Below are 1,921 nucleotides of genomic sequence, written 5' to 3'. Positions count from 1 at the left end.
TTGGGCTCCAAGCCGTCATTCGCTGCACCTCGCACCAATGTCCGCTTTGGAGTGTAGCCGTCTCTCATGAACCACTGGACTTCTCGCACGAACAGAGCGTCACTGACGGTGACCTGATCTCCCCGCCCCGGCCTGTCCGGGGTTGCGCCGGTAGCAGCGGAGCTTTTCCGCCGGATGGATGGGAGATCGGGGAATCTCAAAGCTGAGCAAGACCGACGAAGGGCCTGCGGGCAGTGACCTGCATAGCCTCCGCACTGACTGGCAGGCGGCCTTCGGATCACCGCCGGACAAGTATCTGTCGGCTCGCTTCATGACCAAGGCCCTAGACTGGCAAAAGCAGTGCGAGGATTTGGGCGGGTTTCCCGTGCGGCTCCGACGACGCCTCAAGGACCTCTCGATCGGTGCGGCAGCTGGTCGTGAGTCAGGTCGTGTTTCCAAATCTCCCCCACCCGGAAGCCTTCTCGCCCGAGAGTGGAATGGCCGGACCTACCATGTCGAGGTGACGGCCGATGGCTTCCGCTTCGATGGGGCGATGTATGCCTCGCTGAGCCCCATCGCCCGTCGTATCACAGGCACAAACTGGTCAGGTCCGCGCTTCTTCGGTTTAAGAACGCGTGGAAAGGCAGAGTGATGCAGAAGATCCGCTGTGCCATCTACACCCGGAAGAGTTCTGAAGACGGTCTGGAACAGGAGTTCAATTCCCTTCATGCGCAGCGTGAAGCCTGTGCTGCCTTCATCCTCAGCCAGAAGGCCGAAGGGTGGTCCTTGTTGGATGATGCCTATGATGACGGCGGGTTGTCAGGTGGGACACTGGAGCGCCCTGCCCTGCAGCGGCTTCTTCTTGCTGTTGACGAAGGTCGGGTGGATCGCATTGTTGTCTATAAGATCGATCGCCTGACCCGCTCCCTTGCCGACTTCGCTAAGATCGTTGATCAACTGGATGCAGCCAGTACCTCTTTCGTCTCCGTTACCCAGTCCTTCAATACTGCCACCAGTATGGGACGGCTGACCCTCAACATGCTCCTGAGCTTTGCGCAGTTTGAGCGAGAAGTGACGGCCGAGCGCATTCGGGACAAGATCGCCGCCTCCAAGAAGAAGGGCCTCTGGATGGGAGGTAATGTTCCCATGGGATATGAGCCTGACGGACGCACCCTGAAGGTCCTTGAGCCAGAAGCAGAGACCATCCGCACGCTTTACAGACTCTATCAAGAGCTTGGCACCGTGCGGGCGGTGCGCGACGTGGCAGACCGCATGCGGCTTAGAACTAAAGAGCGGGTTGCTCCGAGCGGACGACAAAGCGGCGGCGGTCCCCTTGATCGGGGGCATATCCATCACATTCTGACCAACCCCATTTATGCGGGGCGTATCCGGCACAAGGGCCAGGTCTTTGAGGGGCAGCACTCCGCCATCATTGATCCGGACGTCTGGGATGATGTGCAGCAGCAGCTGCAGGACAAGGCTGCAAAAAGGCGAAGCGGGAGCGGCTGGATAGACCGGCGCCATGCCGTCACCTCTCCCCTCGCCGGGAAGGTCTTTGATGAGACCGGGGATCGGCTGACACCAACTCATTCAAAGACCTCGACCGGCAAGAGGTTACGGTATTACGTCTCAAGGCGCCTGATCCAGAAGAGTGGTGACAGGCGGCAGGCGGGGTGGAGGCTGCCGGCCCATGATCTCGAGGGCCTCGTTGCGAGTAAGGTCAGGGAGAGGCTGGATGATGCGTCGAGGATCGCCACTACAACCGGAACGCACCTGCTCGCTCCATCCACGGCTGTAGCGACAACCGATGGTGAGACAACACGCGACGATCAATCGATCCTCGATCACGTTCATCGGATTGATCTGGAACAGGGGCAGGTCAGCATCGCTCTGGATGCGAGCAAAGTCAGCGCTGTGGTTGGAACTGATATCGATGCAGCCG

At 59.7% G+C, this 1,921-nt stretch carries 2 protein-coding genes; both read left to right on the top strand.

Annotation, left to right across the window (positions count from 1 at the left end; translation table 11 throughout):
- Positions 1 to 178 precede the first annotated feature (178 nt).
- Positions 179 to 631 (top strand): DUF2924 domain-containing protein, encoded by a 453-nt coding sequence (locus BOA8489_RS19950; RefSeq protein WP_093976054.1) that lies wholly within the window; start codon positions 179 to 181, stop codon positions 629 to 631.
- Positions 631 to 1,921, top strand: a 1,291-nt coding sequence (locus tag BOA8489_RS19945; protein ID WP_141138355.1) for a recombinase family protein, incomplete at its 3' end; no start/stop codon positions are given. The genes BOA8489_RS19950 and BOA8489_RS19945, both read left to right, overlap by 1 nt.

The organism is Boseongicola aestuarii (assembly GCF_900184815.1).
Lineage (GTDB): Bacteria > Pseudomonadota > Alphaproteobacteria > Rhodobacterales > Rhodobacteraceae > Boseongicola > Boseongicola aestuarii.
The sequence above is the reverse complement of the archived record's forward strand: the minus strand, read 5'-3'. Positions and strand labels throughout refer to the sequence as shown.